The 24281-nt window shown below is 65.0% G+C and carries 24 protein-coding genes, 1 tRNA gene and 1 pseudogene; 13 read left to right on the top strand and 13 right to left on the bottom strand.

The features are described from left to right. Positions 1 to 48 precede the first annotated feature (48 nt). The 9 genes from JAO74_RS15720 to JAO74_RS15685 all read right to left on the bottom strand — a co-directional run bounded on the left by JAO74_RS15720 (position 49) and on the right by JAO74_RS15685 (position 11843). On the bottom strand, positions 49 to 1548 hold the full coding sequence (locus tag JAO74_RS15720) for a S10 family peptidase (protein ID WP_199040243.1): 1500 nt from the start codon (positions 1546 to 1548) through the stop codon (positions 49 to 51). Positions 1549 to 1554: 6 nt separating this feature from the next. Beyond that, the gene (locus tag JAO74_RS15715; RefSeq protein ID WP_199040240.1) at positions 1555 to 3636 is read right to left on the bottom strand and encodes an alpha/beta hydrolase family protein; all 2082 of its coding nucleotides are present in this window, start codon (positions 3634 to 3636) and stop codon (positions 1555 to 1557) included. A 227-nt stretch (positions 3637 to 3863) separates the two neighbouring features. Further along, complete coding sequence (locus JAO74_RS15710) at positions 3864 to 4523, bottom strand: cell wall hydrolase (RefSeq protein ID WP_199040237.1); 660 nt, start codon at positions 4521 to 4523, stop codon at positions 3864 to 3866. Positions 4524 to 4604: 81 nt separating this feature from the next. Next, a complete protein-coding gene (locus JAO74_RS15705) occupies positions 4605 to 6155 on the bottom strand; it encodes a sulfatase family protein (RefSeq protein WP_199040234.1) in 1551 nt (516 codons plus the stop codon). Then, positions 6155 to 6409, bottom strand: a complete 255-nt coding sequence (locus JAO74_RS19170; RefSeq protein ID WP_332908831.1) for a hypothetical protein — start codon at positions 6407 to 6409, stop codon at positions 6155 to 6157. Before JAO74_RS19170 ends, JAO74_RS15705 begins: the two co-directional genes overlap by 1 nt. A 24-nt stretch (positions 6410 to 6433) precedes the next feature. Continuing rightward, a complete protein-coding gene (locus JAO74_RS15700; RefSeq protein ID WP_332908830.1) occupies positions 6434 to 8470 on the bottom strand; it encodes a TonB-dependent receptor in 2037 nt (678 codons plus the stop codon). An 86-nt stretch (positions 8471 to 8556) separates the two neighbouring features. Continuing rightward, positions 8557 to 9807, bottom strand: a complete 1251-nt coding sequence (locus JAO74_RS15695) for an MFS transporter (protein ID WP_199040231.1) — start codon at positions 9805 to 9807, stop codon at positions 8557 to 8559. Between the two features lie 66 nt (positions 9808 to 9873). Next, the gene (locus tag JAO74_RS15690; RefSeq protein WP_199040228.1) at positions 9874 to 10950 is read right to left on the bottom strand and encodes an LLM class flavin-dependent oxidoreductase; all 1077 of its coding nucleotides are present in this window, start codon (positions 10948 to 10950) and stop codon (positions 9874 to 9876) included. Beyond that, complete coding sequence (locus tag JAO74_RS15685) at positions 10947 to 11843, bottom strand: aldo/keto reductase (RefSeq protein WP_199040329.1); 897 nt, start codon at positions 11841 to 11843, stop codon at positions 10947 to 10949. The genes JAO74_RS15690 and JAO74_RS15685 overlap by 4 nt, the downstream gene beginning before the upstream one ends. Positions 11844 to 11873: 30 nt before the next feature. Between JAO74_RS15685 and JAO74_RS15680 the strand changes: the two genes are divergently transcribed. Next, the gene (locus tag JAO74_RS15680) at positions 11874 to 12962 is read left to right on the top strand and encodes a Gfo/Idh/MocA family protein (RefSeq protein ID WP_199040225.1); all 1089 of its coding nucleotides are present in this window, start codon (positions 11874 to 11876) and stop codon (positions 12960 to 12962) included. A gap of 8 nt (positions 12963 to 12970) precedes the next feature. Here the strand turns inward: JAO74_RS15680 and JAO74_RS15675 are convergent, their stop codons facing one another. Continuing rightward, positions 12971 to 13816, bottom strand: a complete 846-nt coding sequence (locus tag JAO74_RS15675) for a methyltransferase domain-containing protein (protein WP_199040222.1) — start codon at positions 13814 to 13816, stop codon at positions 12971 to 12973. A gap of 43 nt (positions 13817 to 13859) precedes the next feature. Between JAO74_RS15675 and JAO74_RS15670 the strand changes: the two genes are divergently transcribed. The 5 genes from JAO74_RS15670 (at position 13860) to JAO74_RS15650 (ending at position 16274) form a co-directional block, all read left to right on the top strand. After that, complete coding sequence (locus JAO74_RS15670) at positions 13860 to 14597, top strand: ComF family protein (RefSeq protein WP_199040219.1); 738 nt, start codon at positions 13860 to 13862, stop codon at positions 14595 to 14597. Between the two features lie 31 nt (positions 14598 to 14628). Then, entirely contained in the window at positions 14629 to 14886 is a 258-nt protein-coding gene (gene grxC / locus JAO74_RS15665; protein WP_199040216.1) for a glutaredoxin 3, read from the top strand. Continuing rightward, entirely contained in the window at positions 14883 to 15707 is an 825-nt protein-coding gene (locus tag JAO74_RS15660; protein ID WP_199040214.1) for a carbon-nitrogen hydrolase family protein, read from the top strand. The genes grxC and JAO74_RS15660 overlap by 4 nt, the downstream gene beginning before the upstream one ends. Beyond that, entirely contained in the window at positions 15704 to 16129 is a 426-nt protein-coding gene (locus tag JAO74_RS15655) for a DUF1178 family protein (RefSeq protein WP_199040211.1), read from the top strand. The genes JAO74_RS15660 and JAO74_RS15655 overlap by 4 nt, the downstream gene beginning before the upstream one ends. 68 nt (positions 16130 to 16197) lie before the next feature. Further along, positions 16198 to 16274, top strand: a tRNA-Arg gene (locus JAO74_RS15650). Between the two features lie 73 nt (positions 16275 to 16347). On the opposite strand, the gene JAO74_RS15645 is transcribed toward JAO74_RS15650, so the two are convergent. Both JAO74_RS15645 and JAO74_RS15640 read right to left on the bottom strand, forming a co-directional pair. Further along, positions 16348 to 16653 carry an SWIB/MDM2 domain-containing protein gene (locus JAO74_RS15645; protein WP_082543407.1) on the bottom strand — a complete coding sequence of 102 codons (306 nt, stop codon included), beginning with the start codon at positions 16651 to 16653 and terminating at the stop codon, positions 16348 to 16350. 42 nt (positions 16654 to 16695) lie between these two features. Further along, a complete protein-coding gene (locus JAO74_RS15640) occupies positions 16696 to 16899 on the bottom strand; it encodes a hypervirulence associated TUDOR domain-containing protein (RefSeq protein WP_199040208.1) in 204 nt (67 codons plus the stop codon). A gap of 69 nt (positions 16900 to 16968) precedes the next feature. Between JAO74_RS15640 and JAO74_RS15635 the strand changes: the two genes are divergently transcribed. From JAO74_RS15635 to JAO74_RS15605, 7 genes and pseudogenes are all read left to right on the top strand, one after another. Then, positions 16969 to 18090: an S-(hydroxymethyl)glutathione dehydrogenase/class III alcohol dehydrogenase gene (locus JAO74_RS15635; RefSeq protein ID WP_199040205.1), complete on the top strand. Its 1122-nt coding sequence runs from the start codon at positions 16969 to 16971 to the stop codon at positions 18088 to 18090. 36 nt (positions 18091 to 18126) lie between these two features. Next, entirely contained in the window at positions 18127 to 18516 is a 390-nt protein-coding gene (locus JAO74_RS15630) for a VOC family protein (RefSeq protein ID WP_199040202.1), read from the top strand. Then, positions 18513 to 19382: a formyltetrahydrofolate deformylase gene (gene purU / locus JAO74_RS15625; protein WP_199040200.1), complete on the top strand. Its 870-nt coding sequence runs from the start codon at positions 18513 to 18515 to the stop codon at positions 19380 to 19382. Before JAO74_RS15630 ends, purU begins: the two co-directional genes overlap by 4 nt. Then, positions 19379 to 20224: an S-formylglutathione hydrolase gene (fghA, locus tag JAO74_RS15620; RefSeq protein WP_199040198.1), complete on the top strand. Its 846-nt coding sequence runs from the start codon at positions 19379 to 19381 to the stop codon at positions 20222 to 20224. The genes purU and fghA overlap by 4 nt, the downstream gene beginning before the upstream one ends. Then, a complete protein-coding gene (gene folE / locus JAO74_RS15615) occupies positions 20221 to 20841 on the top strand; it encodes a GTP cyclohydrolase I FolE (RefSeq protein WP_199040196.1) in 621 nt (206 codons plus the stop codon). Before fghA ends, folE begins: the two co-directional genes overlap by 4 nt. Beyond that, on the top strand, positions 20838 to 21599 hold the full coding sequence (locus tag JAO74_RS15610; protein WP_199040194.1) for an SDR family oxidoreductase: 762 nt from the start codon (positions 20838 to 20840) through the stop codon (positions 21597 to 21599). Before folE ends, JAO74_RS15610 begins: the two co-directional genes overlap by 4 nt. Before the next feature lie 108 nt (positions 21600 to 21707). Beyond that, a pseudogene (locus JAO74_RS15605) lies at positions 21708 to 22432 on the top strand (transposase family protein); the annotation flags it as partial. 94 nt (positions 22433 to 22526) lie between these two features. Here JAO74_RS15605 and JAO74_RS15600 read toward each other — a convergent pair. Further along, positions 22527 to 24218: a M1 family metallopeptidase gene (locus JAO74_RS15600; protein ID WP_199040192.1), complete on the bottom strand. Its 1692-nt coding sequence runs from the start codon at positions 24216 to 24218 to the stop codon at positions 22527 to 22529. Positions 24219 to 24281: the final 63 nt, after the last annotated feature.

Genomic DNA, 24281 nt, shown 5'->3' with positions numbered 1-24281 from the left:
AACCGGCTCCTTAGCGCCCTCGGTCAGGAAAGCCCAAGATGTGCCCGCTCACCGATACAATTGAGCCGCATCTGCCTTGAACCGGGCACCACTGTCGTTCCGGCTGTAGAACATATGACCGCCGGCATAGACGCGGAGTTGAACGCGCTCGGACTGGCCGAACGCCGGCATCTGATCGACGATCAGGCGGGACGCGAAGAAGGGGCAGGACAGATCGTCCCAGCCATGGACGATCAGCACCCGCATCTTCGGATCATTGGCGATCGCCTTGCGCAAATCGGTCACGGGCGTGTCGGCGGGCTTGCCGCGATCCCAGGCGCGGTTCACCGCATAGGACAATGCGTTGTACCGGGCATCCGTCTTCCAGCCGACCTCACGCGTGACGAAATCGACCATCGCACTGGTCGTCGGCCCGATCAGCGCGTCGAGAATCGGATCGTTGGACTGTTGCTGCGCCGACCAGGGAAACGGATCGAAGGCCGTGACGTTGGAATCGTACACGCTGCCGATCGTCCCGTCTGTGCGATGGATCTCGCGAAGATACGTGCCGGTATCGACGCGGCCGCCCAGACGGCGGACGAGGGCGGGGTCCAGCCCGGTCAGCTCCGTCACACGGGACACGATCCGGCCGGTCGCCTCGGGATCGGAGCGGCCCCGCAACAGGTCACGGGCGAAGTCGCCCCGCGTGTACGCCTCCACATCCGCCATGGCCGCAGGGGTCAGCCGTCCCTGCCGCTCGAGGTTCGCCGCCGCCATCGAGGGCAGGGCGGTCATCCATGGTAACGGCGACAGCGCCGTCGCGTCGTCGCCCGATGCAGGGTCGAGATAGGGCGAGACCATGATGAGGCCATTCACGCCCACGCCGATCTGCGACTGGAGTTCATAGGCGATGCGTGGCGCGCGATACCCGCCATAGCTTTCGCCCATCAAATATTTCGGCGAGCGCAGACGCCCTTCCTTGACCAGCCAGTCATAGACGACCTTCGACAGGTATCGGATGTCGGGATCGTTGGCATAAAAGGACTTCTTCGTTTCGGCCTCGTCGACCAGGCTGCGGCTGAACCCGGTGCCAATCGGATCGATGAAGACGAGGTCGGTGAAATCGAGCCAGCTGTTCGGGTTATCCCGCGCGATCGGGGCGTCCGATGGCGCGTCGCCCTGCGCGCCGAACTGCACGCGCTTCGGGCCGACGGCACCGAGATTGAGATAGACCGATGCCGCCCCCGGCCCGCCGTTGAACGCGAAGGTCACCGGCCGGGCGGGATCGCGGTCCGCGATGGTATAGGCCGTATAGGTGACCTGCCCGATCTCCTTGCCCTTGTCGTCGCGTACCGGGATCGTACCGACCGTCGCCTTGTAGTTGATCGCCCGGCCACCGATCCGCGCGGTCTGGGTGATCGACTTGTCGGCCGGCAGCGGCGGCAGCTTCAGAGCGTCCTCCGTCTTCTTCTCGACCGTGGTCGTGGTCTTGTCTGCCTGAGCATAGGCGGTGCTGCCGCCGAGGAGGAGTGTGGCGGCGAGAAGACGGGCGGTGATCGACAAGGTCATGTCCTGTTACTGGGCGGCGGTCGCGGGAGCGGGGGCGGCGGTGCTCGTACGATATCGATCGAACCAGGCGATGATCGCCGAGGCCTTGGCGGCGGATTGCGATGGGCGCGACGTGAAGCCGCCATGGCTGGCGCCCGGCACCTTCACGAGCGCGGTTGGCACGCCGCGGATCTGGAGCGCGGCGTAATATTGCTCCGATTCACTCACCGGCGTGCGGTAATCGTCGCTGCCGACGACGACGAGGGTCGGCGTCTTCACATTGCCGACCAGACTGAGTGGCGAGCGGTTCCAATAGCTCATCGGGTCTTCCCAAGGCAGCTTGGTGAACCAGTAGCGCGAGGTGAACAGCGTGTTGTCCATCGTCAGCGCCTCGCTGACCCAGTTGATGACCGGCTTTTGCGTGGCGGCGGCCTTGAACCGGTTCGTCTTGCCGACGATCCATGCGGTCAGCACGCCGCCGCCCGACCCGCCGGTAACGAACAGATTGTCGGGATCGGCCGTTCCATCGGCGATCGCGGCATCGACCGCGGCGATCAGGTCGTCATAATCGGCCGACGGATAAGCCTTGTCGATCAGATTGGCGAAATCCGCGCCGTAGGAGGTCGATCCGCGCGGATTGGTCCACAACACCGCATAACCGGCCGCGGCATAGAGTTGCACGTCGGTCGAAAAGCTTGGCCCGTAGGCGCTGTTGGGACCGCCATGGATTTCCAGGATCAGCGGCACACGCCGCCCGGCCACGCGGTTGGCCGGTGTCGCCAGCCAGGCGTCGATCGGCCGGCCATCGGGTGCCGTGACCGCGATCTTGCGAACGGTGGCGAGCGATTTGGCACCGGTCATCACGGCATTCAGTTGCGTCAGCCGGCGTGCTTTGCCGCCGTTCCACACCCAAACATCCGCCGGTGCATTCGCGTCGCCGCCGGTATAAGCGATGACGCCGCCCTTCGAGACCGAGAACTCGCCGCCCGTATAGGGCCGGTCGAGCGCATCGCCCTCGACATTGTCGATCAGCGGTGTCGTCCGGCCATCGAGCGCGATCCGCGCGATCCGGCGCTGCCCGTGGTCGTCGTAACTGGCATACAGGCTGCGGCTATCCGCCGCCCACATCGCATCCTCGATCGCGCGGTCCAGTGGCGCGGTGAGCGATCGCGGCGCGGCGGCGCTACGATCGCCGACATAAAGCTGCGTGTTTTCATAGCTCCGTCGTTTGTCGTCGAAGCCCAGCCAAGCGATCCGGTTGCCATCCGGCGATACGCGCGGCTGGCCATCCGGGCCATCGCGCGACGTCAGTGTCCGCATCGCGCCGCTGGCGACGTCGATCGAGATGATATCGGAATTCATCACCTGCCGCTCGGCATCCGGCCCGCGAATGGCGGCGAAGACGATCTCGCGGCTATCGGGCGTCCATGACAGCGGGCCGCCATCGTCGAAGGCGCCGAACGTCAGTTGCCGCGCCGCACCCCCGTCCGCCGCGACGACGAACAGATGGTCGCGACCGGGTTTCACATAACCGGGGCCGTCATTGCGATAGTTGACGCGATCGATGACGGTCAGCGGCTCGGCCCATTTCGCACCCTCGGGCTTGGACGGCGCCTTGCCCAGCGTCGTCGCCTCTCCCGCAACGGTCGCGACATAGGCGAGCCGCATGCCATCGGGCGACCAGGCGAGCGCCTGCGGATCGCCGGGGAAGCTGGTCACGCGCGCACTGGCGCCCGTCGCGATCCAGCGCACGAACAACTGCGAATTACCGCCTTCCCCGTCGCTCGCCGCATAGGCGATGCGGGTGCCATCGGGCGACCAGCGAGGGCTGGACCCTTGGGCGGCGAACGGCGACTGCCGCCCCGTCGCCACGTCGATCAGCCATAGTGACGACTGCATCCGATCGGTCATCACGTCGCCGGCGCGGCGGACGTACACGATCGTGCGGCCGTCCGGGCTGATCTGGGGATCGGCGGCGATCGACAGGCCGAACAGATCGGCACCGCCGAACAATCGTGACGGCCCGTCCGCCGGCGCGGCATGGGGCTGTCGCTGCGCGGCGGCGGGTGTCGTGGTGGCCAGCAGCAGAAGGGCGATCGTGAGACGCAAGGGACGCTCCTGAATTGATGAACGGGACAATGCCCGATTGCGTTTTTCGCGCAACTCCGATGTTGATCGACCTCTGCGACCCGCGGGTCTCGACGCTCAGATCGGCTGAAAGCTGCCTTTCGCGGCGTAGGGTTTCAGGCAGATCGTCCACGTCGTCAGCATGCCGGGCAAGCGGGTGCCTTGATTGCCCGAACCGTGGCGGCGTCCATCCTCCGGCCCGGCGTCCCTCACCGTCTCACGTAGAAGAGATGCCTGCGGACCCGCGCCACCTTTACCAATGAGTCGCGCCAGTACGGCACCATCCAGTCGGTGTGATAATGCGTGGCCCGTCCGACGTCCGGAAAGACATAGCCTGAAAGCGCGCGGCGGGCGGCCCGTCTCGCCCTGGCCCAACCGACATGCACCGTGCGTCGCTGGATCGACCCGTCGCAGGTGAAGGAGAACTGGCACCCGGTATCACGGGTATAGCCTTGATAGACGACGCCGCAGATCGTCTTGGGAAAACCGGGCGCCCGGACGCGGTTCAGGATCACCTGGATCACTGCCTTCTGCCCGCGCGTATCGCTACCCGCTTCGTACAAGGCGGCGGTCGCCAGACATTCGGTCGCCTGTTCACGGGACGCGACGCCGCCGGAGAAGCGATAGCGAGCGGCGGTCGATCGTCGCTCCTCGTCAACCGGCACCGCTGCGTTCGATGCACGCGCCTGCGCCATCGTCAGCGACCGCTTTGGCCGGGTCGATGGCCGGGGCCCGATCACCCCCAGGATAATCACGACGGTCCCGACGATGCCGAGCAGCAGCAACCAGCGTTTCGCCGCGGCGTCGCGGGCTGCCTTGCGCCTTCTTCCCCGTCGCAACGCTCCGGATTTTACACGTCGCTGCGCCATGATCGTCCGGATGTAGCACCGGAACGGGCGGCTGACAGGTGCTTAGAAAGGGAAGCGACGTAGGCGGCCGGTTTCGCCTGATTATTGCGGGATGATCGGCTTCACGAAGAAGCCGGGCGGGAAGGGCGCCTGACCCGGTCCGGCGGGATTGCGCAGTGCATTGCGCTGACCGGCATCGGCGCTCAGCGGAATCTGCATGCCATCGGTTTCGGCCAGAATGGCGAACAGCTTCCCGCTCATCCGTTCGGCCAGATCCTCATGGCCGGGGCGGGCGAGAAGATTGTCCGTCTCATGCGGGTCTGCGGCCAGATCATATAGTTCGTCGATGTCCCAGATGCCGTGGAAGTGCATGTATTTGTACCGGTCCTCGCGCAGCGAATGGACGGTCGGCGTCTGTGGAAAATTACGCTCCCAATAATATTCGTACAACAGCTCATGTCGCCAGGGTACCGGCTGGCGCTGCGCTAGGGGCAGGGCGTTCGCTCCGGCCATACCAGCCGGCGCCTTCAGCCCCGCCGCCGCCAGCATGGTCGGTGCGATGTCGATATTGGCGACCACCTGTTCCACCACGCTGCCCGCCGGAAACAATGAAGGACACCGCGCGATCATCGGGATGCGCATCGATTCCTCATAGGCGGTGCGCTTGTCGATCAGGCCGTGTTCGCCGAACATGAAACCGTTGTCGCCTAGATACAGGACTACCGTATCGTCAAGCTCGCCCCGCTCCTCCAATAGCGCGAGAATGCGCGCCAGTCCTTCGTCGACCGCCAGCAACGTCTCCATGTAACGCTTGTAGTAATCGCCGATGTCGAGCGTGCCGTGATACGGATAACCGACACCGTGCCAGCTATTGCGCTGGTTCTCGACCCAGGCTGGCCGACCGGGTACGCCTGCCTTCATCGATGCCGGATATCGGAACGTTTCCTTGTCATAGCGCCCGGCGTGGCGCGCCGCCGGAATGAATTCGGAATGCACCGCCTTGTGCGCGAGGTGCATCATCCACGGCTTGTCGGCCGGACGTTTGCCGATCCAGTCGATCGCATAATCGGTCAGCTCGTCGGTGATGTAGCCCTTTTGCGGGACCTGCCGGCCATCGACATTCAGCCCGTCCGCACTCGGCAGGTAGCTGCCCTGGCCCTTGAAGCTGACCCAATGATCGAACCCCGGCTGCGGTCCGGCGCCCTCGTCGCCCATGTGCCATTTGCCGATAAAGGCGGTGTCGTACCCGGCGGCCTGGAGATATTCGGGATAGAAGATCAGGCCCGGTGGGATCGGATGATTGTTGTCGACCACCTTGTGCTGATGCGCATACAGGCCGGTGAAGATCGACGCGCGCGATGGCGAGCACAGCGCCGTGGTGACGAAGGCGTTGCGAAAGTGCGTGCCCTCACGCGCAAGCCGGTCGAGCGTCGGCGTGTCGCCGAAATCCTGCGCCTTCATGAACCCCATCGCATCATACCGATGATCGTCGGTCAGCACGACGAGGATGTTCTTAGGCTTGACCCCCTGCAGCCGCGGCAGGCGCCGCGATGCCGGTACAGGCCTGGCAGCCGCCGAAGCCCACGAATACAGTCCGAACGCGCCGCCGGTCCCGGCCAGCAGCACGCCCCGCCGCGTCGGATCGTCGATCATCAGAAATCCTTGCGCAGCAGCAGGCCGGCATAGCGGCGGTCGTCACGCGGCACGAACCGGACCGTGCCGGCGAACGTCCCGTTGCCCAGGAAGCTGGCATAGGAACTGTCGGTGATGTTCTTCACATACGCCCGCAATTGCCACCCGTCGCCGGGTCGGACCAGCGCGATGCTGGCGTTCCAGATCGCATAAGCGGGCTGGATCGTGTTCGGTGTCTGCGCGAGCGAATATTGTACCTTGCTCGAAAAGGTCACATCACTTTGCAGTTCGAGCGAGAGCTAGTCCGACAAAGCGAAGCGATAGGCTGCATTCTCGTAAAGCCGGACCTTAGGTGCGAAGGGCAACGGCTGACCATTGATGTCGCAGCTGACCGGTGCGCCGGTCGGGCAATTGAAGTTGCGGACCTCGGCATCCGTGTAGGCACCGGAAATATCGATCGTGAACCCCGCGATCGGCCGCAACGTGACATCGGCCTCGACCCCGCGTGACCGAACCGATCCGGCATTGATGAGCCGGGTGACGGGAGCGCCACCGACCAAGTCGGTGAAATTCGCCTGATATCCGTCGAACGTCGTGTTGAACGCTGCCAGCGCATAACTGAATTTTCGGTCGCCCGTGCTGCCCTTCACGCCGATCTCGAAAGAATCCGATGTCTCCGGGCTTAACGGTACTTCGTCCAGCAGCGTCGTCGCGTTGAGCGAACGCATGTTGAAATACACGTTGAACGCCGGCCCCTTATAGCCGCGCGAATAGGTGAAATAGGTTTGCGCATGTTCCCCCAGATCATGCTGGAGTCCGAGCCGATAGCTGTCGCCGCGCTTGTCGGTGTTCCCGGTCGCGTTATGATATGCCCGGATGCCGGGTCGGTCGAGTGCGGCCACGCCGCTGTTCGTGGGATCGTTGGTCGATGTGCGGACGTGGTAGAAATCGATGTCGTCCCACGTCGATCGATAGCCGGCAATCGCGCGGAAGGCGCTCGTGAAATTGACGTTCGCTTCCCCGAATAGCGCGTAGTTCTTGCTGGTGATGCCGTAATTGGCGACGCCGGTCGTCGTAGTCTGCGTCGTGCCCGCCAGCGTGGTCAATGCGCGCTGATACCGCTCGTCCGTGTCGCCGTGCAGATAGTAGGCGCCGACGACATAATCGATTAGGCCGCCGCGCGGGGAGGCGAGGCGCAATTCCTGCGAGAATTGCTTGCTGTTCACGCGTCCGTCGTCGATCCCTTGCGGAAAGGCGGCGGTCAGCGTCGGCAGGCCGTCATAATCCTGCTGCTGATGGTTAAGCCATTGCCGCCACGCGGTGATCGATGTCAGTTGATAGTCACCCCGCGCCAGCTCGGCCGTCAGCGAGCCGCCGTAATTCTCGTCGCGGACGTTGGTATCGATATTGGTCGCCGCCAGCCGGTTCGCGGCATCGGGGCGGATGCCGACGCCCGCGAGCAGCGCGGCGAGCGGTGCCGAATTGGTGATCGCGCCGGTCGGATAGGCGATCTGTTGCGTCGAGCTGAACACCGATGCGATGGTCTCACGGGTATTCAGGTAATCGCTGATCGCGGTCAGTTTCAGCGCCTCGAACGGTGTCGCGACCAGCTTGGTGCGAACGCCGTAGCGGCGCGAGCCGTTGGTGTCGTTGCCCGTCGTGACGTTACGGGTATTGCCGTTGAAATTGCTGTACAAGCCACCGATCAGCGCCTGTAACTTGCCCGGCACGATCGCGCCCGACACGCCGGCCTTGATCCGGTATTCCTCGTCCGTCGTCGCGCCCAGTTCGCCGAACGCGCGAAATTCGTCGGTGGGGCTGCGGGTGACGATGTTGACCACACCGGCTGACGCGTTCTTCCCGAAGAGCGTTCCCTGTGGCCCGCGCAATACCTCGATGCGTTCGACTTCGCCTAGATCAAGCGTCGATTGGCCCGGGCGGCTCAACACGACGCCATCCAGTACCGTCGATACCGATGGCTCGACGCCCGGCGAGGTGGTGATCGTCCCGACACCGCGGATGAAGATCGTGCGATCCTTGTTCGAAGCGCCGCTGCGGAACCCGACCGAGGGGATCGAGGCGGCGATCGTTTCGACATTGTTCAATTGCCGCTCGGCGAGCGAGGTGCCCGATACGGCGGTGATCGCGATCGGCACCTGTTGCAAGGTCTCGTTGCGGAAACGCGCGGTGACGACGATATCGCCGGTGGGGGCATCGGGTGTTCGTTCGGTGGCATCAGCCTCGGTCGGCGGGGCCGCTTCCTGTGCGACGGCTGGTATAGCCGTGGCGATCATGGTGGTGCTAGCGAGCAGCATGAGCAGGTAGCGGTCAGTCATCGATTGCCCCTTTTGTATCTGGTCCTGTTAATTCCCATTAGGTTGATCGGATATAAAGAAGCGCAAGGGAGCGCCCTAACCCTACTTTATACCATGGCAGGGATCGGCACATCATCCTCCAAGGCGACCAGCTTCGGCAACAGCAGCTGGATCCAGCCCAATGCCGCCAGATAGGCCACGCTCGCGAACAGCAGCAGCGGCAGATAACCAAGGCCCGCGGCCAAGGTCAGGCCTGCGACCTTGGCGATGCCGATGCCGCCGACATTTCCGCAGAACGAGCCGAACGCGGTTACGCGTCCGACCCGGCGTTGCGGCACGATATCGGCGATCAGCGCGAATAGATTTGTGGAGAACGCCTGATGCCCGGCCAGTGCCAGCGCCATCAGAGCGACCGCGACCGGATAGTCATGCGTGACGAGCGCGAACGGGATCGGCACCACCGCCAATGCCGCGGCCAGCATGATGCCCTTGCGCACCCAGTTCACCGAATATCCAAGGCCAAGCAACCGGGTCGAAACGCTACCCCCGACCAGCGAGCCTACCGCCGCGCCGCCATAGGCGATCGCGAGCGGCACGCCGAGCGCCACCCCGGTCAGGCCGAACTGGCGGTGGAAGAAATCGGGCAGCCAGAAAAGCAGCAGCCACCACGTCGCGTCCGACAGGATTTTCGCCCCCGCAACCGCCCATGTCCGTCGATCGCGCAGGATCGGCCCGTCCGCGATGACGATCGGCCCGTTCGCGACCGGAGGCGCGGTGAAGGTCACGCCCCGCGCCGCGATCAGCCACGCCAACGCCCAGACCAGCCCGATCGCGCCCGCCACGACGAACGTACCCCGCCAGCCAAACCACAGGGCGATGGCGGGGATCGCCAAAGGTGCCAGGATCGCTCCCAGGCTGCTCGCGGCGTTGGTCGCGCCGAAGCCCGTCGATCGCCAGCGTGGCGGCAGCACGGCGGCCACGGTCTTGGTGCCGGTCGGCGTGCCCATCGCCTCGGTCGCACCCAGGGCGATGCGGACCGCCGTGAATTCGATCATCGACCGCGCCCATCCGTGCAGCAAAGCGGCGACGCTCCATGCCGCTACGCCAACCGGGTTGGCCCATTTCACCCCCAGTCGATCGGCGATCCAGCCACTGAACAGGAACCCGACGGCAGCTCCCGTCTGGAACCAGGCGGCGAGCGTGCCGTAATCATTGTCCGTCCAACCCAGATCGACGGCGATCACCGGCTTCAGCACCGCGATGATCTGGCGATCGACCAGATTGAGCACGCCCGCGGTGATGACCAGCGCGAACAACAGCGCGCGATGCCGGGCACCAAGTTGGCCGACCGTTTTCAATGATGTGACCCGTTCATGCCATGAACATGACCAGCAGACGACCGACGCGGCGAGGCAGTTTCTCTATCAAAGCATCAAGGGCGCGTGGTCGATATGCGGCAACACATGTCGCGCAAACAGGTCCGCCTCGGCGGCATGGGGGTATCCCGAGAGGATGAACGCATCGATCCCCTCCGCCCGATAGGCGTTGAGTTTTGCGAGCACCTGATCCGGATCGCCGACGATCGCCGCCCCGCAACCCGATCGTGCACGGCCGATACCCGTCCACAAATTCGCCTCGGCATAACCGTCCTGACGCGCGGCTTCTTCGCGCAGCTCGGCTTGCCGGCGGACGCCCGCCGACTGCGAATCGAGCGAACGCGACCGGATTTCGGCACCGGTCGCATCGTCCAGTTTGGACAACAGGCGATCGGCGGCGGCCCACGCCTCCGCCTCGGTTTCGCGCACGACAACATGGACGCGGTAGCCGAAGCGCAGTGTGCGACCGTGGCGGCCCGCACGGGTGCGCATGTCCGACACGATACCACGTACCCCCTCCATCGTATCCGGCCACATCAGATACACGTCGCATCCTTGCGCCGCTGCCTCACGCGCCGCCGGCGACAGTCCGCCGAAATAAAACGGCGGACAGCGCCCGCTCATGGTCGTGATGCGCGGTGGATCCAGCTTCAATCGCCAGAACTCGCCCTGATGATCGAGCGGCTTTCCATCCAGCAACGTGCGCAGGATCGTCATCGCCTCGACCGTGCGGGCGTAGCGCGGCTCGCTTGCCAACGTTTCGCCAGGCAGATCGCTGGAGATGATATTGACGGTCAGCCGCCCGCCCATCATCCGGTCGATGGTGGCGATCTGCCGAGCCAGTTGCGGCGGCCAGCTTTCGCCGATCCGCACCGCCATCAATGTCCGTATCCGTGTCAACATCGCGGCCATCGCCGCGGCAAAGGCGGTGGTGTCGATGCCCAGCGCATAGCCGGACGGCAGCAGCACATTGTCGAACCCGCCGCTCTCCGCCTGCATCACGATGTCCCGGCAATGTTCGAAGCTCGATTGCAGTTTCGGATCGGGAACGCCCAGAAATTCGTAATCGTCGTCGCACAGCGCGGAGAACCAACTGATCTCGCAGGGAGGAAGCGTCGTCCTCATGGCAGCATCTCTCCCATCCCGGCCTGCAAGACCCCGTACCATTCGGCGCGGGTCCATTCGATCTGGTAAGCCCTGGCCGATGCCAGGATACGGGACGGCGTCTGCGATCCCACGATCGGAATGATACCAGCCGGATGCGCCATCACCCAGGCGAGCGCGGCGGTGGCGGCATCGACGCCGTACCGTGCCCCCTGCGCCGCCAAAGCCTGCGCCGCCGGATGCGTGCCGTCAGCCAGCCGTCCGCCACCAAGCGGTGACCAGGCGAGTACCGCCAGATCGAGCCGCATCGCCTGATCCAGTGTTCCGTCGAACAGCGGCGCAGTATGAAGGGCCGAAAATTCCGGCTGCGTGCTGACGATCCGGCGATCCAGAAATGCCTGCACCGCGTCGATTTCGGCGGGACTGTAGTTGGAAACGCCGACTTCACGAACCTTGCCGGATGTCACCATGCGATCGAGCGTGGCGGCGACTTCCTGCGGATGGGTGAGCAGGTCGCGCCGATGAATCTGGTACAGATCGACATGCTCGATACGCATGCGGCGGAGCGAATCGTCCAGGGCAGTCCCCAGATAATCGGCGCTGGAGTTATACGGGATACCGGGCCGGATACCGCCCTTGGTCGCGACGACCATTCGGTCACGCAGATCCGGCGCCTCCGCCAGTGCCCGTCCGAACAGCGCCTCGGCCGATCCGAACCCGGCGGGCGTGTCGCAACCATAGATGTCCGCCGTGTCGAACAGCGTGATTCCCGCCTCGAACGCCGCGTCGATCAACGCGCGTACCGCTGGAATGTCGTCTCCGGCGAGCCGCCACATGCCCCAGGCTATCGGCGAGACAAGCAGATCGCTCTTGCCGAGCGGGCGGAGTTGAGCGGAAAGGCGCAGCGTCGTCATGACCGGCGACATGGCATAGGGATGAACGCGATGGTAGCCGCGATCAGGTACGGCGTGGTCGGAACGGGCATGATGGGGGTGGAGCATCTCCACAATATCGCCCTGATTCCCGACGCGGAGGTGGTGGCGATCGCCGATCCCGTGGCGACCTCGCTCGACTGGGCGCGGAATGCGTTGGGCGAGCGTGCCGCCGGCGTCGTCGCCTATGCCAGCGTTGCCGCCTTCGCTCGCGATGCGCAGGTCGATGCGATCGTCATCGCCTCACCCAACCACACGCATCGGACGGTGCTGGACCCGTTGTTCGGCATGGATGCGGCGGTTCTGTGCGAAAAGCCGCTGGCGACGACGATGGACGATGCCCGCTGGATCGTCGATCGTGCGGCATCGCGTGACCGCCCGTTCTGGACAGGCATGGAATACCGCTTCATGCCGCCGGCCGCCGCCTTTATCGACCAGATTCACCAGGGGCGGGTCGGTCGCCTGCAGATGCTGTCGATCCGCGAGCACCGTTTTCCCTTCTTGCCCAAGGTCGGCGACTGGAATCGCTTCGCGCGCAACACCGGTGGCACGATGGTCGAGAAATGCTGCCATTTTTTCGACCTGATGCGGCTGGTCGTGCAGTCGGAGCCGGTCCGAGTCTATTGTTCCGGCGCGATGGACGTGAACCATCTCGACGAACGATATGACGGCGCCCGGCCCGACATCATCGATAACAGCTTCACCACGGTCGATTTCGCCAATGGCGTCCGCGCCATGCTCGATCTCTCCATGTTCGCCGACGGGGCCGAGCATCAGGAGGAGATGAGCGCTACCGGCGATGCTGCGCGGCTCGACGTGCTTATCCCGCCCGGCGACCTGATCTTCTCACCCCGCGTCGGCTTCCGGGGTCAGAAGCGCCCCGAGCGTACCCGCGTCGCGATCGATCCGACCGCCCATGCCGCCGGCTCGCACGAGGGCGCGACCTATTACCAGCATGTCGCCTTCGCGGCGGCGGTGCGTGGCGAGGGGCCGGTACTCGTCAGCGCGGAGGACGGTTTGCGTGCGGTGGCGATCGGTACCGCTGCCGAAATCAGCGCGCGGGAGCACCGCGTCGTCGAGATGAGTGAATTCGGCCTGTAAACGAAGAATCAGTCGAGTGGATCGCGGCGCGCGAGGGCCTCGGCGAGCGAGCTTTTGCCGCTGCCGCGCTTGGCCGGTTGCGGTTGCGATGCGTCGGGCGCCCAGCCGGTGAGGAAGATGATATCGATGCGCTCGCGGGTGCGGCCGTCGGGGCCGGCGGCATCGGCGAATGCGGCGGCCGCGCGGGACAGGGCGCCGGGCGACAACGGGTGGCGATCGGTCAGGATGTTCGTACCGGCCATCCCGCGCAGATCCTGCAACAGTCTGCCCAGATCGGGATAGCCGATGTCGAGCGTCTCGATATCCGCGACCGGCAACGCGAAGCCGGCCCTGACCAGCAGATCGCCCGCCGACCGCACATCGACCTGCGGATGCAGCCGCGCGACGGGACGATCGCGTTCCGCGATCTGGAATGCGCGACGAAGTGCCGGAAAGGAGCCGGCACCGACGAACGCGGCTAGGAACAGACCGTCGGGCCGCAGCACCCGGCGAGCCAGCGACAGGGCGCCGGGCAGATCACCGATCTGGTCGAGCACCCCGGCACTCACCACGCAATCGAACGCGCCGTCCGCGAAGGGCAACCGGTCCTCATCCCCCTGAACGCCCTCGCTCTGCTTTGCGAACCCGAAACCAGCATCCAGTCGCGCAACGCGGGTGCCCGGCGGTGGCAGGAAGGCGCCATCGAACGAACCGAGATCGAGGATATCTGTGAACGAACGCGTCACCGTATCCAGCCGGTCGGCAACACCGTCGAGCATCGCGGTACGGAGAAAATCATGCGCGGCGTAGCGGTCGGTCGCGCGGTCGCGGCGCCGGCGCCGGGCGGTGCGATCGAAGATGTCGGGCACGTCCATGCCGGCGCTTGTGCCGTGCGCGTGGGCCGGCGACAAGCGATGGATGCTGCGGTCAGTCCTGAAGCCCTTGCGATGGATCGCCGATTACGCCCTGCCGCCGCGCTGCCCCGGCTGCGGCGTACCGGTGGCGGAGGACCACCAGTTCTGCGGCACGTGCTGGGGCGCATTGCGGTTTCTGGGGCCGCCATGGTGCGCGGCCTGTCATACGCCGTTCGCCTTCGACCGCGGCGAGGGGGCGGTCTGTGCGACCTGCGCGGGCACGCCGCCCCGACATGCCGGCGTGCGGGCGGCGGTCGCTTACGGCGATGTGGCGGGTGCGCTGGCGGTGCGGTTGAAGCATGGCGGCCGCATCGCGCTGGCGAACACGATGGCGCGGGCGATGCTTCGCCTGATGCCGGCGGCGGGCGACCTGCTGGTGCCGGTGCCGCTGCATCGCGGTCGATTATGGCGTCGCGGGTTCAACCAGGCTGCATTGATCGCGGACGTCGTATCACAAAGGACCGGCGTGCCGCGCGATCATCATGCGTTGCAACGGCGGCGGGCGACACCGTTGCTGCGCGGCCTCGGCCGCCGTGCGCGGGCCAGGGCGGTGGCCGGCGTATTCGTCGTCGATCGCGCGCGTCGGGACGCGATCAGGGGCCGGGCGGTGGTGCTGGTCGACGACGTCTACACGACCGGCGCGACCGCGACCGCCTGCACTCGCGCGCTGCTGGCGGCGGGGGCGCGATCGGTGACGATCCTGTGCTGGGCGCGGGTGCTGCCGGACGCGGCCGATGATTGACAAGCGCAGGCCGTCACCACACCTGATGTCCATGGCCAACGTAGAAATCTATACCAAGGCGTTCTGCCCTTATTGCACGCGGGCGATGCGGTTGCTCGATTCCAAGGGCGTCGACCCGCAGGAATTCGACATCACGCTGGGCGGGCCGAAGCGCGCCGAGATGATCGAGCGGGCACAGGGCCGCACTACCGTGCCGCAGGTGTTCATCGATGGCCGCCATGTCGGTGGCTATGACGATCTGGCGGCGCTGGATCGGTCCGGGGGGCTCGACCCGCTGCTGGCGGCGTGAAGGCCGCCGTTCTCCAGATGACGGCCGGGATCGATCCGGCCGTCAATGCCGCCACGCTGGTCGACGCGATCGAGCGCGCGGCAGGGCTGGGGGCGGCGATGGTGTTCACGCCGGAAATGTCCGGTCTGATCGATCGCGACCGGACACGTGCGGCGGCATCGATCGTCGGCGAAGATGACGACATCGTGCTGATGGCGGTGCGCGAGGCAGCGGAGCGTTACGGCGTTTGGGTCCAACTGGGATCGCTCGCGGTGCGCCGGGCGGATGGCCGACTGGCCAATCGTGGTTACGTCATTGACGCTGACGGTGCGATCCGTGCCCGATACGATAAGCTGCACCTCTTCGACGTCGACCTGCCGAGCGGCGAAAGCTGGCGTGAATCTGCCAGCTACGCGCCCGGTGAAATGGCGACCGTGGTAGATAGCCCCGTCGGCCGGATCGGATTGTCGATCTGTTACGATATCCGCTTCCCCGATCTCTATCGAACGCTGAGCGACGCCGGAGCGACAGTGCTGGCAGTGCCGGCGGCGTTCACCCGGCCGACCGGCGCGGCACATTGGGAGGTGCTGCTCCGCGCCCGCGCGATCGAGGCGGGAGCGTTCGTCGTGGCCGCGGCGCAGACCGGGACTCACGCCGATGGACGTACGACTTATGGCCATTCGCTGGTGGTCGATCCATGGGGCGAGGCGCTGCTGGACATGGGGGAAACGCCCGGTCTGGCGGTGGTCGATCTCGATCCAGCGTTGTTAACCGATGTGCGGACGCGAATTCCGTCGCTGCGGCATCGCCGGCCGATCCCGCCGGTAACGATCGTCGCATGATCGTATTCGACCTGCGATGTCCGACCGGTCATGTGTTCGAGGCTTGGTTCGGATCGACCGGCGCCTATGAGCAACAACGAAACGCCGGCCTGATCGGCTGTCCGGCCTGCGGCGACACCGATATCGAAAAGGCAGTGATGGCCCCGGCGATCGCGGCAAAGGGTCATCGTTCGAGCGTGGCACCGCAGGCGATGAAACAGGCAATGCAGATGCTTGCCGCCGAACAGGCGAAGCTGTTGGATAAATCGACATGGGTCGGTGCGGGATTCGCTCACCGCGCGCGGGCGATGCATGCGGGCGAAGAATCGCCGTCACTGATCCACGGGCAGGCCACGGTGGCAGAGGCAAAGGCATTGATCGACGATGGCGTGCCGGTCGCGCCACTGCCACTGCCCATCGTGCCGCCCGATCAGGTCAATTGAGTCGATCGGTGAAATGGACTCTCTAGGGGGTGGATAGCCGCGCGCCACTGGATTAAGAGGGCAGTCGTGGTTCCGTAGCTCAGCTGGACAGAGCGCCACTTTCCTAAAGTGGGCGTCGGGGGTTCGAGTCCCTCCGGGACCACCACTCTCCCGCTACGGTTGCGATACTTATCGACACCGAAAGTATCGGGGGTGCCGCCGGCACCCCCGATGAAGCATCAGGCCTTGGTAAGATGGGCCGAGATGTACTTGTTCATCTCGAACATCGTGGCCTTGTCCTTGCCGAACACCTTCTTCAGGTTGTCATCGGCCAGGATTTCGCGCTTGTTTTCGGGATTCTGCAGGTTCTTGGACTTGATATAGTCCCAGACCTTGCTGATGACTTCGCTGCGCGGCAACGCGTCGTTGCCGACGATCGCACCGAGATCGGCAGACGGCTTGACCGGCGCATGGATGCCCGTCCCGCTGTTGGTTGGCTTCTTGGCAGCCTTGTCGGCGCCGGCGTCCTGCTTTGCAGTGGCCATGGTAATCCTTCCTGTTGAACTGTTGCCCAGCTTAGCGGAGCATTACGCCTTGTCGAGCGCGGACGCCTTGTGCGCCGCCTTTCCGCCGTTGTCACTCTTTACGATATACTGGGGGTCATCCGCCGACGCGCGGACCTGATAACCCTTGATCTTGATATCGCTGGTCACCTTCTTCTCGACATGGCCGTGCGCTTCGCCACCATGGGATTGCCACGTGACCTCGTCGCCTTTCTTGGGGTCCTTCATCGCTCCACCTCCTTGATTGTTGGCTATCAATCGCGGCAGAGGCCGGAAGGTTGCGAGGAGTGAGACCAAATGAAGACGCGAGCCGCCGTGGCGTTCGAGGCGAAACGGCCGTTGGAGATCGTGGAACTCGATCTGGACGGGCCGAAGGCTGGCGAGGTGCTGGTCGAGATCATGGCGACGGGCATCTGCCATACCGACGCCTATACGCTCGACGGGCTCGATTCGGAGGGGCTGTTCCCCAGCGTACTGGGCCATGAGGGCGCCGGCATCGTGCGGGAGATCGGCGCGGGCGTGACCAGCGTCGCGGTCGGCGATCATGTCATCCCGCTCTACACGCCGGAATGCCGCCAGTGTAAATCGTGCCTCAGCGGCAAGACCAACCTGTGCACCGCGATCCGCGCGACGCAGGGGAAGGGGCTGATGCCCGACGGCACTACCCGCTTCAGTTATAAAGGCCAGCCGATCTTCCATTACATGGGTTGCTCGACCTTTTCGAACTTCACCGTGCTGCCCGAAATCGCGGTGGCGAAGATCCGGGAGGACGCGCCGTTCGACACCAGTTGCTATGTCGGCTGCGGCGTCACCACCGGCGTCGGCGCTGTAGTGCATACCGCCAAGGTGCAGCCGGGAGATACCGTGGTCGTGTTCGGTCTGGGCGGGATCGGGCTGAACGTGATCCAGGGTGCGAAGCTGGCCGGCGCGAAGATGATCGTCGGTGTCGATATCAATCCCGACCGCGAGGAATGGGGCCGCCGGTTCGGCATGACGCATTTCGTCAACCCCAAGGATACCTCTTCAGTGCCTGGGGGCGACATCGTGCCGCACATCGTCGCGCTGACCGATGGCGGTGCCGATTACAGCTTCGATGCCACGGGCAACACCGATGTGATGCGGCAGGCGCTGGAATGCTGCCACCGCGGATGGGGCACCAGCATCGTCATTGGCGTGGCGGAGGCGGGCAAGGAGATCAGCACGCGGCCCTTCCAGCTCGTCACCGGACGCAACTGGCGCGGTACGGCGTTCGGCGGCGCGCGCGGGCGGACGGACACGCCGAAGATCGTCGACTGGTACATGGACGGGATGATCCAGATCGACCCGATGATCACCCACCGGCTGACGCTGGACGAGATCAACAAGGGGTTCGATCTGATGCATGCGGGCGAATCGATCCGCTCGGTCGTGATCTACTGACCGTCGGCCCGTAACGACAACGGAGAGGAATATTCCATGTTCAGTCACATCATGCTCGGCACCGACGATATCGATGCGTCGAAGTCGTTCTACGACGCCACGCTGGGTGCGCTCGGCATTCCGGCGGGGCGGATCGATCCGATGGGTCGGGCCACCTATGTTCATAGCGGCGGCATCCTGATCCTGACCAGGCCGATCAATGGCGAGCCCGCTTGCCACGCCAATGGCGGGACAGTGGGCTTCGCGGCGGCGTCGCCGGAGGCCGCCGATGCGTGGCATGCGGCGGGCCTCGCCGCCGGCGGGACGGCGATCGAGAATGCGCCGGGGGTCCGCAACTCGCCGTTCGGGCCGCTCTACCTCGCCTATCTTCGCGATCCGGCGGGCAACAAGATCTGCGCGATGCACCGCGTCGCGTCGAAGGCATGATCGACGCCGGCACGGCCCTGATCCTCACCCTTGCGTGCCAGGACCGTGTCGGCATCGTGGCCGCGGTGGCGGGGGCGCTGGTCGGGATCGACGGGTTCATCCTCGACAGCCAGCAATATGCCGATCTGGAGACGGGGCGCTTCTTCATGCGCGTCGTGTTCACCGGCGGCGGGCCGGGCTTCCCGAGCGATGTCGAGGGTGTCCGGGCGGCGCTGGCGGCGGCGGCGCTGCGGTTCGACTTCGCGTGGGAGGTCGTTCGCGCGGACGACCGGCCGCGCGTGCTGCTGGCGGTGTCGAAGGGGTCGCACTGCCTGAATGATCTGCTCCACCGCTGGCGGACGAACGCGCTGCCGGTCGAGATCGTCGGTGTGGTGTCGAACCATGATGCGCTGCGCTCGTTGGTCGAATGGCATGGCCTGCCGTGGCACCACCTGCCGGTCGACGATGCCAGTCGTGATGCGCAGGAACGCGCGATCCTCGATCTGATGGCCGTCGAACGGGCACAGTATCTGGTGCTGGCGCGGTACATGCAGGTGCTGGGGCCGACGCTGGTCGAGGCGCTGCCGGGGCGGTGCATCAACATCCATCACAGCTTCCTGCCCGGCTTCAAGGGGGCGCGGCCGTATCACCGGGCGCATGAGCGCGGCGTGAAACTGATCGGCGCGACGGCCCATTTCGTGACCGCCGATCTGGACGAAGGGCCGATCATCGAGCAGGCGGTGGAGCGGGTCGATCACCGTGCCTCGGCCGACGACCTGGTCCGCATCGGCCGTGATATCGAGGCGCAGGTGCTGGCGCGCGCGGTGACGTGGGTCGGCGAACGACGCGTATTCCTGAACGACAACCGGACGGTGGTGTTTCGATGACGATGGAGACGGTTTCGACGGCGAAGGCCCATGGCGGCACGCAAGGCGTCTATCGCCACCGATCGACCACGACGGGCACCGACATGACCTTTGCCGTCTTCGTGCCCGCGCATGATCCGGGCGAGCGATTGCCGGTGCTGTGGTTCCTGTCCGGCCTGACGTGCACGCACGCCAACGTGATGGACAAGGGCGAATATCGCCGCGCCTGCGCCGAGCATCGCATCGTCTTCGTGGCTCCCGACACCAGCCCGCGGGGCGAGGGCGTGGCCGACGATCCCGCTTACGACATGGGGCAGGGCGCCGGCTTCTACGTCGATGCCACCGAAGAGCCATGGGCGCCGCATTTCCGGATGCGGACCTATATCGAGGATGAACTGCCGGCCCTGATCGGCTCGGAGTTTCCGGTCGATCCGGACCGGCAGGCGATCACCGGGCATTCGATGGGAGGCCACGGCGCGCTGACAATCGGATTGCGGCATCCCGACCGGTTCCGCAGCGTCACCGCCTTCGCGCCGATCGTCGCACCCGGGCAGGTGCCGTGGGGCGAGAAGGCGCTGGGCGGGTATCTGGGCGACGATCGCAGCACCTGGCGCGCCCATGACGCAGTGGCGTTAATCGAGGATGGTGCGCGGCGGCCCGATCTACTGGTCGATCAGGGTGAGGCTGACCAGTTTTTGGACGAGCAATTGCGACCCGAACTGCTGGCGGCGGCATGTGCGGCGGCGGGGATCGACCTGACGCTCAGGATGCAGCCGGGATACGATCACAGCTATCTGGGCGTCTCGACCTTCATGGCGGATCACGTCGCCTGGGCGGCCGAACGATTGGGGAAGGCGACATGAGCATGGAACCGGAGGATGGCGACCTGATCGCCGAGGACGGCAAGATCGCCGTGCCGCCCCAGGTCGCCGATGCGATCCGCACGTTGATCGCGTGGACGGGCGACGATCCGACCCGCGAGGGTTTGCTCGATACGCCCAGACGCGTCGCGCGGGCGTGGCGGGAATATTGCTCCGGCTATGGCGACGATCCCGCCCGGCATCTGTCGCGGGTGTTCGAGGAGGTGGGCGGGTATGACGAGATCGTGCTGCTGAAAGACATCCCCTTCCAGTCGCATTGCGAACATCATATGGCGCCGATCATCGGCGTCGCTCACATCGCCTATCTGCCGCGCAACCATGTCGTCGGCATTTCGAAGCTGGCCCGCGTGCTGCATGGCTTCGCGCGGCGGTTGCAGGTGCAGGAGCGCCTCACGGCGGAGGTCGCCGATTGCATCTGGGACAATTTGAAGCCGCTGGGCGTCGCGGTGGTGATCGAGGCGACGCACGCCTGCATGACCGCACGCGGCGTGCGGACGCCGGGCGTGGCGATGACGACCAGCCGGATGATGGGCGTGTTCCGCGACGACGAGCGCAGCCGCAAGGAAGTGCTGGCGCTGATGGGTCGCGGCGGCGCGTGAGCCGGCGGCCGCTGGCGCTGGTGACGGGCGGTTGCCGCCGGCTGGGCGCGGCGATCGCCGCCGCGCTGGCTGGGGCGGGATATGATCTGGCGCTGCACGGCAGTCATGATGCCGATCCGGCGCCGTCGCTCGCCGATGCGCTGGCGACGGCCGGCGGTGTCTGGCAAGGGTTCGTGGCGGATTTCGCTGATCCTGCACGAGCGACGGCGCTGTATGGCGAGGTGACGGCCCGTTTCGGGCGGGCACCGGATCTGCTCGTCAACGGTGCGTCGCTGTTCGGGCAGGATGTGCTGGCCGATGTGACGGCGGACGATCTGGCGCAGGCCCATGCGATCAACGCAGCAGCGCCGGTGCTGCTGATGCAGGCTTTCGCCGCGACGATGGGCGAGGGGGCGGGCGAGCTCGATCGGTCGATCGTCAACATCCTCGACCAGCGGATCCTGCATCCGCACCCGGACCAGCTATCCTACACGCTCGCCAAGCTGGGGCTGACGGGTGCCACGCGGATCGGCGCGGCGGGGGTACGGGTGAACGGTGTCGCACCGGGACTGACCTTGCCGACCGGCGATTATTCCGGCGAGCAGATGACGTCCCTTGCCGACCTGATGCCGCTCCGACGACTGCCGATGCCGGACGACATCGCCGCAGCGGTGCTGTTCTGCGCGTCGATGCCGTCGCTCGACCGGCAAATCCTGTACGTCGATGGCGGTGCGCATCTGGTGCCGTTCGCGAGAGATTTCGTTCACCTGACGGCGTGAGCGCCGACAGGGTCCGGGTGTAGTTAAGTCCCTAGGTGTTTGATCCTGGGCTTTGATGGTGCATCACTCACTGTTGGAAGGATGCGCTATGGGCCAGCTACTCCACAGGAGCGCCACGGCATCAACCGGCTGCCGGAGGTAAAGGGCGACAAGCCGGCGAAGCGTAAGTTCAAGTCCTGCCCGATCAGCTATTTCCATATCGACATCGCCGAGGTCCGAACCAAAGAGGGCAAGCTATACCTCCTCGTCGCGGTCGACCGCACCTCCAAGTTCGCCTTGGTCGAGCTGCACGAAAAGGCGATCCGCCGGCTCCCCGCCGACTTCCTGCGACACCTCGTGGCCGCAGTGCCCTACAAAATCCACACCGTTCTCACCGACGATCCTGTCCTAAGCGAAGTCGATTCACCGACCCGACCGGGGACGGCTGGACGCCCGAAGACATTAAGGCAACGTGGGCGCAGCTACCTATCTGGTGCCGCGGCTTCGAAGCAGCCTGTGCCGTTCTCGACATTTAACATCGCCTGAGCAAGTCTTTCCTGAGCGAAGTCGAAGGGCCGCGACACCCTTGGACCAACAATCAGGGCCTGCCCCGGCGAAGGTCGGGGTGGAACGGACGAACCGCACCAAGGATGCGATTGTCAAGCGCTACTGCTACAAGACCACGATCAACTCCGACAACACCTTGACGACTTCGTCGCCGCCTACAACTTCGGCCGAAGACTCAAGACCCTCAAAAGCTCACACCATACGAAGCGATCTGCACGGCATGGCAACAAGAGCCAAGCGGGTTTACATCAAATCCACACCAACAATTGCCGGGACCAAACATCTAGCGTCGCGTAACGCTGGCGATATTCAAACTCTTCGTCTGGTCGATTGCATGAACCTCGACTACGGGATCGACGAAGCCTTTCGTCTATCCCGTAGTCAGCGTGGTCTCGCCTGCCACGCCTGCATCTCCTCGACAGCTATCGATCGTCTCAAGACGCGGGCGTCGGGGTCGATGACGACATGAGCGTCTCCCGATATCGTCAGCGTTCCGCGACCGTCCGTCATCGGCAGCGTCCGGCGGATACCATCGACGGTGATATCGATGGGCAGGGGAAAGGGGCCGTTGCCGGGAACCCGCCACGCCAGCGTGAGTGTGTCGCCGGTTCGTGTCTCCACCAGATCGGGCAGCGCCGCCTGGCGCAGATAGACGTCGAAGAACCAGTGATAATCCTTGCCCGTCACCTTCGCGACCAGCGCCTCATACTCCCTCGTCGATCCGAAGCGGGGCGTGAAATTGCCGGGACGGGGATCGGGACGGCCATAGACGGCGAGGCGCGTGACATCCCAGAATGCCTTGTCGCCGATCAGCCCGCGCAGGGTGTGGAGCATCCACGATCCCTTCATATAGATGTCGAGGCCGGCGCCGCCCCTGGAGGCCTCGTACACCTCCTCCTCGGTCAAAATCTTGCCGCGAACTATGGGCGCCTTGTTCACGATCTGACTGCGCTGCCCCATCATCATCGTGATGTAGCGGGCGTTGCCCTCCCGCCACTGGCCATAGGCGGGCTGCATGTAGCTGCCATACCCTTCGTGCAGCCAGTAATCGTCCCAGTTGGCGGCGGTCAGTTGGTTGGCGAACCATTCATGGGTGAATTCGTGCTGGAACAGCCAGTCGAACCCTTCGATCGCCTTGGCATAGCCGTTGCCATAGGCATTGATCGTCTGGTGCTCCATGCCCTTGTGCGGGGTCTCGACCACGCCGACCTTTTCATCGCCGAAGGGATAGGGACCGATCATCGTTTCAAAGAAATCGAGCGTCGGTGCGAATTCGGCGAACAGGCGCTCCGCCTGTGCCTTTTCGCCGGGCAGATACCAGTAGAACATCGGGATGCTATTGCCGAAGCGGCTCTTGTAGATGCCGCTGATCTCTTCGTACGGGCCGACGTTGAGCGCAATCGCGTAGGTGTTGGGGTGGGCGGTGCGCCAGTGCCACGTCGTGCGGCCGTCGGACAGCGTGTCTATGCCAAGCAGCTTGCCGTTCGAGGGCGCCTTCAACCCTTTCGGCACGGTGACGTGGAGGGTCACGGCCGCCGGCTCGCCTTCGGAAAAGTCGAGGCAGGGCCAGAGCAGGTCGCACCCGTACCCTTCCGTAGTGGTGGCAAACCACAAACGGCCATCCGGCGTCTTCGACCAGACGACACCGTCGTCCCATGGTGCGTTGAGCGCGACATGCGGCGTCCCACCATAGGTGATGCGGGCCGATACCGATTGTCCGGCGGTGAGCGGGCGGGGCAGGCGGATCACGAGTTGCCCTTCCGGATTCGACCATGCCGAGGCGGGCAGGGTAACGCCGTCGATCGCGATGGCGCTGACGGGCAGGTTGCGGTCGAGATCGATGACCAGTCGGGTTAGCGGCGTCTTTGCGGTAAAGCCGAGGGTTGCGATGCCGGTCAGTTGATAGGTGTCCGGCAACACCTCGAACGCCAGATCGGCGCTGTCGAAACGCAATGCCAGCTGGTCGGCGGTGCGCTCACCACCCGATCGCTGGGTCTGTTCAGTGATCGCCGGCATTCCCTTCTTGGGTGGTTCGGCGGCGGCGGCGAGCAGGGCGAGGGCGGTTACGATCATGGCTGGATATGTCCCCGCTCATCCGATCCGGCGCAAGCCGATTGATGGTTTCCCAATACTCCC

The organism is Sphingomonas mollis (genome assembly GCF_016427505.1).
GTDB lineage: Bacteria > Pseudomonadota > Alphaproteobacteria > Sphingomonadales > Sphingomonadaceae > Sphingomonas > Sphingomonas mollis.
Note: the sequence above shows the minus strand (reverse complement) of the source record. Positions and strands in the feature narration are given on the sequence as shown.

Coding starts and splice junctions, on each gene's coding strand:
- JAO74_RS15720 (WP_199040243.1), bottom strand. CDS start 1,548: ATGACCTTGTCGATCACCGCCCGTCTTCTCGCCGCCACACTCCTCCTC.
- JAO74_RS15710 (WP_199040237.1), bottom strand. CDS start 4,523: ATGGCGCAGCGACGTGTAAAATCCGGAGCGTTGCGACGGGGAAGAAGG.
- JAO74_RS15705 (WP_199040234.1), bottom strand. CDS start 6,155: ATGATCGACGATCCGACGCGGCGGGGCGTGCTGCTGGCCGGGACCGGC.
- JAO74_RS15700 (WP_332908830.1), bottom strand. CDS start 8,470: ATGACTGACCGCTACCTGCTCATGCTGCTCGCTAGCACCACCATGATC.
- JAO74_RS15690 (WP_199040228.1), bottom strand. CDS start 10,950: ATGAGGACGACGCTTCCTCCCTGCGAGATCAGTTGGTTCTCCGCGCTG.
- JAO74_RS15685 (WP_199040329.1), bottom strand. CDS start 11,843: ATGACGACGCTGCGCCTTTCCGCTCAACTCCGCCCGCTCGGCAAGAGC.
- JAO74_RS15680 (WP_199040225.1), top strand. CDS start 11,874: ATGGTAGCCGCGATCAGGTACGGCGTGGTCGGAACGGGCATGATGGGG.
- JAO74_RS15675 (WP_199040222.1), bottom strand. CDS start 13,816: ATGGACGTGCCCGACATCTTCGATCGCACCGCCCGGCGCCGGCGCCGC.
- JAO74_RS15670 (WP_199040219.1), top strand. CDS start 13,860: ATGCTGCGGTCAGTCCTGAAGCCCTTGCGATGGATCGCCGATTACGCC.
- grxC (WP_199040216.1), top strand. CDS start 14,629: ATGGCCAACGTAGAAATCTATACCAAGGCGTTCTGCCCTTATTGCACG.
- JAO74_RS15655 (WP_199040211.1), top strand. CDS start 15,704: ATGATCGTATTCGACCTGCGATGTCCGACCGGTCATGTGTTCGAGGCT.
- JAO74_RS15645 (WP_082543407.1), bottom strand. CDS start 16,653: ATGGCCACTGCAAAGCAGGACGCCGGCGCCGACAAGGCTGCCAAGAAG.
- JAO74_RS15640 (WP_199040208.1), bottom strand. CDS start 16,899: ATGAAGGACCCCAAGAAAGGCGACGAGGTCACGTGGCAATCCCATGGT.
- JAO74_RS15635 (WP_199040205.1), top strand. CDS start 16,969: ATGAAGACGCGAGCCGCCGTGGCGTTCGAGGCGAAACGGCCGTTGGAG.
- JAO74_RS15630 (WP_199040202.1), top strand. CDS start 18,127: ATGTTCAGTCACATCATGCTCGGCACCGACGATATCGATGCGTCGAAG.
- purU (WP_199040200.1), top strand. CDS start 18,513: ATGATCGACGCCGGCACGGCCCTGATCCTCACCCTTGCGTGCCAGGAC.
- fghA (WP_199040198.1), top strand. CDS start 19,379: ATGACGATGGAGACGGTTTCGACGGCGAAGGCCCATGGCGGCACGCAA.
- folE (WP_199040196.1), top strand. CDS start 20,221: ATGAGCATGGAACCGGAGGATGGCGACCTGATCGCCGAGGACGGCAAG.
- JAO74_RS15600 (WP_199040192.1), bottom strand. CDS start 24,218: ATGATCGTAACCGCCCTCGCCCTGCTCGCCGCCGCCGCCGAACCACCC.